Consider the following 7,190-nt stretch of genomic DNA (forward strand, 5'->3'; position numbering starts at 1 on the left):
TTACCCCGCATTAACGGACAGTAAGTCTCCCACCTCAAAAAGCAGCTCAAGCAAAGAGGTTAGGTGGGAGAGCAACTGTCCGTAAAAGCCCGATTGGTGTGGGCTGATAATCAGCGTGGTGAAGCATTTCGCTGATTAAAGTTTCACTTTATTTTTACATAATTCAATAGAAAAATCTTCTTTTCAAACTGGAAAGGGTATTTGTATAATTTAGACACAAACGAAAAGGAAGGATGATTTATATGGTGACAGAAAAAGAATTAGAATTATTAGCTTGTCTTGAAAAGAGTAGTCGATTATCTGTAGATACATTAGCGAAGCTGTTAAATATAGAAGTAGAAGAAGTAAAGAAGATGGTTGCGAGATTAGAAAATGAACAGATTATTGTGGATTATGTAACACATATTGATTGGACGAAAGTGAAAGAACATACAGGTTTAACGGCAATGATCGATGTGAAAGTTACGCCAAAGCACGGCGTTGGGTTTGATGCGGTTGCTGAGCAAATTTATCGTTATTCAGAAGTGAAATCCGTTTATTTAATGTCAGGGACATATGATCTTTCTATTACATTAGAAGGGAAAACGATGGGGGAAGTAGCGATGTTTGTTTCTGAGAAATTAGCAACAATTGAATCTGTCGTTTCTACAACTACTCATTTCATTTTGAAGAAGTATAAACATGAGGGTGTTATTTATGAAAAAGACGATGATGATAAGCGAATTGTGGTGACACCATGAAGCAATTTGAACTATCTAGATCAGCAGAATCTTTAAAACCATCTGGTATTCGAAAATTTTTTGATTTAGCAGCAAATATGAAAGGTGTTATTTCCCTCGGGGTAGGAGAGCCAGATTTTGTTACCCCTTGGAATGTAAGGCAAGCATGTATTCGTTCTTTGGAACAAGGGTATACGTCATATACAGCAAATGCAGGATTATTGGAGCTCCGTCAAGAAATAGCAAAGTATCTAAAAAAACAATTTGCAGTATCTTATGACCCAAGTGATGAAATCATTGTTACAGTTGGAGCGAGCCAGGCGTTAGATGTAGCGATGCGCGCCATTATAAATCCTGATGATGAAGTGCTCATTATTGAACCAAGCTTCGTTTCTTATGCACCACTTGTGACATTAGCTGGAGGAGTTCCAGTTCCTGTGGCGACTACTTTAGAAAATGAGTTTAAAGTACTACCAGAACAAATTGAAGCAGCTATTACAGCGAAAACAAAGGCGATTTTGCTTTGTTCACCAAATAACCCGACAGGTGCAATGCTAAATAAATCCGAGCTTGAAGAAATAGCAGTGATTGTTGAGAAGTACAATCTAATTGTATTATCTGATGAAATTTATGCAGAGCTTGTATACGACGAAGTATATACAAGTTTCGCGAGTATTAAAAATATGCGTGAGCATACGATTTTAATTTCGGGATTTTCAAAAGGGTTTGCGATGACAGGATGGCGTCTCGGTATGATTGCAGCTCCTGTTCAATTTTCAGAATTAATGCTCAAAATCCATCAGTATTCAATGATGTGTGCACCGACGATGTCTCAGTTTGCAGCACTTGAGGCGTTACGCGCAGGGAACGATGAAGTGATTCGAATGAGAGATAGTTATAAGAAGCGTCGTAACTTCATGACGAAATCTTTCAATGAAATGGGCTTAACGTGTCATGTGCCAGGCGGAGCATTTTATGTTTTCCCTTCTATATCTTCAACAGGATTATCTTCAGCGGAATTTGCAGAACAGTTATTGCTGGAAGAAAAAGTGGCTGTTGTCCCTGGTAGCGTATTTGGCGAAAGTGGTGAAGGTTTTATTCGTTGTTCTTATGCAACATCGCTTGAACAAATTATGGAAGCAATGAAGAGAATGGAACGGTTTGTAGAGAATAAAAAAAGGACAAAACGTAATACGTTTTGTCCATAAAAGGGGGGGAATACTAGAAAGCCATGTGTTAGTAGTCTATCCCAATATTGGATAATTATACTTCTTTAAGGGAAATTTTTCATGAATTTTGAATGAGTTCTGTCATAGTGGTATAATTTACTAATATAAGGTATACGCATTCTAGATAACGTTATCTAGAATGCGTACTAACCAATCGGATATTTAAAATAAATATATCTGCTTTGCTCTCTATAATTGTAGAGAGAATGGTAAACGTATGGGAGTGTTTCATATGTCAGAACAATATACAACAGGAGTGGTTGTAACAGGGAAAGTGACTGGAATTCAAGATTACGGTGCGTTTGTAGCGTTAGATGCAGAAACACAAGGGCTTGTGCATATATCTGAAATTACAAATGGATATGTAAAGGATATTCATGACTTTTTAAAGGTCGGCGATACAGTAGAAGTAAAGGTACTTTCAATTGATGAAGAGCACAGAAAAATGAGTTTATCGTTAAAAGCGGCGAAAAGAAAACAAGGAAGGATTCTTATACCGAACCCATCTGAAAACGGATTTAATACGCTGCGAGAAAAGTTGGCAGAATGGATTGAAGAGTCCGAGTTAACAAAGTAAAAGAGGAACGCATATGAGCGTTCCTCTTTTACTTTATCTTATGATATATATTTGCAAATATGATTGCATGCAATCATATTCGTATGTCGGAGGTGAAAGGACATACTGATTATCGAATTTCGTTTGTTTCTGGGTGCGTACCAAGATTTTCAGATGGTTTAAACAGTAAACCAAGGTTGATAAGCCCAGATATACCAACGATGCCGTAAATAATACGTGCAAGAGCTGAATTTTGTCCACCGAAAATGGCTGCTACTAAGTCAAACTGGAAAAACCCGATTAGTCCCCAGTTCACAGCGCCAATTACAGTAAAGACTAATGCGATACGTTGTAAAGTACTCATGAAAAAGCCCCCCTTAATTGTGAAGCATGAGCAAGCGATGAGTTAATTAACTCTTTTATAGAATGGGGTAGTTATGTTGTTTTTATACATAAAAAATGTTTGAAAGAAGATGTATATACATCTATACCGAAAAATGCGAATTTTTATGCAAAAAATGAACTTTTTCTAAAAAATATATATTGGTTACGTTTACAATGTTTGAATCGCTTGATTTACAACTTCAGTTTCGCTAAAGTGAATACAGAAATACATATCCATAATTGGAGGGAAAAAGATGAGTACACATGTAACGTTCGACTATTCTAAAGCGTTATCCTTCATCGGTGAACATGAAATCACTTATTTACGTGATGCAGTGAAAGTAACACATCACGCAATCCACGAAAAAACTGGAGCTGGGAACGATTTCCTTGGGTGGGTAGACCTTCCGCTTCAATATGACAAAGAAGAATTTGCTCGCATTCAAAAATGCGCAGAAAAAATTAAAAATGACTCTGACATTTTACTTGTTGTAGGTATCGGTGGTTCTTACTTAGGAGCACGTGCAGCAATCGAAATGTTAAACCATTCTTTCTACAACACGCTTTCTAAAGAACAACGTAAAACTCCACAAGTGCTATTTGTTGGACAAAACATTAGCTCCACTTACATGAAAGATTTAATGGACGTATTAGAAGGTAAAGACTTCTCTATTAACGTTATTTCCAAATCAGGTACAACAACAGAGCCAGCACTAGCATTCCGTATCTTCCGTAAGTTATTAGAAGAAAAGTATGGAAAAGAAGAAGCTCGCAAACGTATTTATGCAACTACAGATAAAGCGCGTGGTGCATTAAAAACATTAGCTGATAACGAAGGTTACGAAACATTTGTTATTCCAGATGATGTTGGAGGTCGTTTCTCTGTATTAACGCCAGTTGGTTTATTACCAATCGCAGTAAGTGGCTTAAATATTGAAGAGATGATGAAAGGTGCAGCTGCTGGTCGTGATGACTTCGGAACATCAGAACTAGAAGAAAATCCAGCTTACCAATATGCAGTAGTTCGTAACGCTTTATACAATAAAGGAAAAACAATTGAAATGCTTGTTAACTATGAACCAGCACTTCAATACTTCGCTGAGTGGTGGAAACAGTTATTTGGTGAAAGTGAAGGAAAAGATCAAAAAGGTATTTTCCCATCTTCAGCAAACTTCTCAACTGATTTACACTCATTAGGTCAATACGTTCAAGAAGGTCGTCGTGACTTATTTGAAACAGTCCTTAAAGTAGGTAAATCTACACATGAACTAACAATCGAATCAGAAGAAAACGATTTAGACGGATTAAACTACCTTGCTGGTGAAACTGTAGACTTCGTAAACACAAAAGCATACGAAGGTACATTACTTGCACATAGCGACGGGGGAGTACCAAACTTAATCGTCAATATTCCTGAATTAAATGAGTACACATTCGGTTACCTTGTATACTTCTTTGAAAAAGCATGTGCGATGAGCGGCTACTTATTAGGCGTGAATCCATTTGACCAACCTGGAGTAGAAGCATATAAGAAAAACATGTTTGCTTTACTTGGTAAACCAGGATTTGAAGAGTTAAAAGCAGAATTAGAAGAGCGTTTAAAATAATAAAAAGCGACCGGAATCCGGTCGCGTTTTATTATTTTATCGAAAAGTCCATCAGTATATTCAAACTAAAGTGGGTATGCTAAAGGAAAAGTCTAGGAGGGATGGGCTTGATTCCGATTCAATCAAATTTAGAAGGACGTACATATGCGTTATATAAGTTAGAAGAGATTATGAAACCACTTGGATATAGCATTGGTGGTAATTGGGATTATGATAAAGGATGCTTCGATTACAAAATCGATGAAGAAGATGGGTATCAATTTTTACGAGTTCCATTTACAGCCATTGATGGAGAACTAGATGTACCAGGCGTAATAGTTCGTCTTGGAACGCCGTATATTCTTTCGCACGTATATCAAGACGAACTAGATGATAATGTGAATACTTTAACAGCTGGAACAAGTGGAATGGATCAATTTGCTGAGCCGAAAGATCCAGATGGAGATGTGAAAAGAAAATATATCAATATTGGGAAAGTGCTCATGCAAGAATTAGAGCGTCATTTTACTAATGGTGAATAACAATGAGTATGTCGCTTTCAATGAGAACAAAGGAATGAACTGGATTAATTATATATTGTTCGTCGCGCTTTATACCTAGTAAGAGAATATTTTGCTTTAAAAGAGTATAGCTACAATTGGCAAAAGTTTGTCCGGTGCAGGACGATGGAAGCTCCATCAGTTGTAATTTATTATCAGAGATTTCGTCGTAAAGTGAAAATAGTACACCTGAAATGGAAGGGAATAAAAGAGAAGCGGTAAATACATAGCTCGTTAATTTATTTCCTTCTATAATTTCTGACACGCCAGCTCTCGTTGCATTTTGTATTTGTTCAGAAGTAAGAAGTTCAGCGATGCAGTGAATGTTTGGGTTGAGCCCTTTTGCAGTTAAAATATTTAAAATGGACTGTGTATCCGCTAAGCTTTCGTTTTTTTCTTTATCAGCTGTTATTAATATGGTGTGTGCCGTTGCAATATTAGCCTTTAATAAAGTTTGATCGTGATGCGGACAACCTTTTATAAATTCTAAATGATGAAATGGTTTTGGGAGTAAAGAAAGTGTTTCATCAATTAAAACGATATCAAGGTTTGGTTGTAATACGTGCATTTGCTTTACAACATGTTTTGCGCGCTCATTCCAGCCAACGATAATCATATGACCGTTAGAAGTAGCGGCTTCTTCACCTTTAATTTTCATATATTGTTTATTAATCATTTCAGTAGCAAACAGCACCATATAATAAGAACAAAAGCCAGTTCCTAATAAAATAATACTTATACCTATTAGTTTTCCTATCGTCGTATGGGGAGCAAAGTCGCCATATCCAACTGTAAAAATGGTAACGATTGACCACCAAATTCCGTCAAACCATGTAGTGAAATGAAAAGGTTCTAATCTATGTATAAGAAAACCGGAAAAAGCAGTCAGTACAATAATAAAACAAATTAAACGAAAAATAATGGAATCACGAAATGTATCTACTAAATTCGGACGGGATTTCAATTGCCTATTCCTCCTTACTTTGTAGGACTACATTCATTGTTGCCAATATAGAAAAAAGAAAAACTCTCTAATTAAAGAGAGTTTGTTTTACGTTACATACTTTCCACTTCAGTTTGTTGGACACTTTCAAGATGCTGGAGAGCATAGTAAACATCAGCGGTATGTCTTTTTTGATCAATGGACAGTTTAAGATGTAAATAGTGAGAACCGTTTTCTAATGTTTTAAGCTTCATATTCTTAACTTTTATATCCATTTCTTTTATTTCTTCAATTACGATTGGGATATTGTCCATATTTCGTACAACAAGTTTCACAGCGATATCACGTTGACGAAATGATCTAGGGCCTACATATTTCATTGCGAGTGGTATAAGTTCGACACTAATCATAAGGAAACACATTCCGAATATCGCTTCAATATAGAATCCGGCCCCAACAGCAATACCAATACCAGAAGCACCCCAGATCATAGCGGCAGTCGTGAGCCCTGCAATGCTATCGTTGCCTCTTCTTAAAATTACGCCAGCACCTAAAAAACCAATTCCTGATACAATTTGAGCGGCAAGTCGAAGTGGATCCATATTCATATGATCGGTATGTGGTAAGTTATAAGCTGCTTTAATAGAAACAATCGTTAGGAGGCAACTAATAATAGAAATAACTAAACACGTTTTTAAACCAAGTGGTTTCCGTTTTAATTCGCGTTCTAAACCAATGGCAAATCCTAAAATAGCCGAGAGACCTAGTTTGATTAATAAATCGGTATAGTCCATATATATTCCTCCTTGTATGATATGCTATATGAATAAAACGCTTATTATAGAAAGAAACGTCTTTTGATAGAGTAACTTTATATAAAATATATGTAGGAATTGCTCATACATGAAAGAGATATTTCGTTTAAGTATATGATATAAAAAAAGAAATGTGGGCAGTTTTAAAAAAAAGTTTATAAAAGGTGTTGCATTTCATTTTTCACCATGATATATTAATAACCGTCGCTGATGCGGAAACGCAGAAAACGACAAAAAAGAAATTGAAAAACTTAGTTGACATCGAAAAACGAAGATGTTAACATAAGGAAGTCGCAAATGAGCGACCAAGTAGTTCTTTGAAAACTGAACGAAACAAACAACGTGAAACGTCAATTTTTATTTTAGATGCTAGACAAACTAACTTTATTGGAGAGTTT

8 protein-coding genes are annotated in these 7,190 nt (G+C 36.1%); 5 read left to right on the forward strand and 3 right to left on the reverse strand.

The window, feature by feature from the left end:
• The first annotated feature begins 242 nt into the window (after positions 1-242).
• The 3 genes from QO049_RS02785 to yugI all read left to right on the forward strand — a co-directional run bounded on the left by QO049_RS02785 (position 243) and on the right by yugI (position 2,525).
• On the forward strand, positions 243-740 hold the full coding sequence (locus QO049_RS02785; RefSeq protein ID WP_000255698.1) for an Lrp/AsnC family transcriptional regulator: 498 nt from the start codon (positions 243-245) through the stop codon (positions 738-740).
• Complete coding sequence (locus QO049_RS02790; RefSeq protein WP_246961494.1) at positions 737-1,927, forward strand: aminotransferase; 1,191 nt, start codon at positions 737-739, stop codon at positions 1,925-1,927. Before QO049_RS02785 ends, QO049_RS02790 begins: the two co-directional genes overlap by 4 nt.
• A gap of 253 nt (positions 1,928-2,180) precedes the next feature.
• Entirely contained in the window at positions 2,181-2,525 is a 345-nt protein-coding gene (gene yugI, locus QO049_RS02795) for a S1 domain-containing post-transcriptional regulator GSP13 (RefSeq protein WP_000003764.1), read from the forward strand.
• Positions 2,526-2,634: 109 nt separating this feature from the next.
• On the opposite strand, the gene QO049_RS02800 is transcribed toward yugI, so the two are convergent.
• Positions 2,635-2,868 carry a DUF378 domain-containing protein gene (locus tag QO049_RS02800; RefSeq protein WP_000105788.1) on the reverse strand — a complete coding sequence of 78 codons (234 nt, stop codon included), beginning with the start codon at positions 2,866-2,868 and terminating at the stop codon, positions 2,635-2,637.
• A gap of 274 nt (positions 2,869-3,142) precedes the next feature.
• Here QO049_RS02800 and QO049_RS02805 point away from each other — a divergent pair, with 274 nt between their 5' ends.
• Complete coding sequence (locus QO049_RS02805; protein ID WP_000103658.1) at positions 3,143-4,495, forward strand: glucose-6-phosphate isomerase; 1,353 nt, start codon at positions 3,143-3,145, stop codon at positions 4,493-4,495.
• A 107-nt stretch (positions 4,496-4,602) separates the two neighbouring features.
• Complete coding sequence (locus tag QO049_RS02810; protein WP_000612334.1) at positions 4,603-5,016, forward strand: YugN-like family protein; 414 nt, start codon at positions 4,603-4,605, stop codon at positions 5,014-5,016.
• Here QO049_RS02810 and QO049_RS02815 read toward each other — a convergent pair.
• Positions 5,003-5,998, reverse strand: coding sequence for a potassium channel family protein (locus QO049_RS02815; RefSeq protein ID WP_097856213.1), 996 nt, complete (start codon positions 5,996-5,998; stop codon positions 5,003-5,005). The two genes, QO049_RS02810 and QO049_RS02815, sit on opposite strands and share 14 nt — an antisense overlap.
• Positions 5,999-6,090: 92 nt before the next feature.
• Positions 6,091-6,771, reverse strand: a complete 681-nt coding sequence (locus QO049_RS02820; protein ID WP_000386676.1) for an MgtC/SapB family protein — start codon at positions 6,769-6,771, stop codon at positions 6,091-6,093.
• Positions 6,772-7,190 lie beyond the last annotated feature (419 nt).

It is taken from the genome of Bacillus sp. RB3, from assembly GCF_030164735.1.
GTDB lineage: Bacteria > Bacillota > Bacilli > Bacillales > Bacillaceae_G > Bacillus_A > Bacillus_A cereus.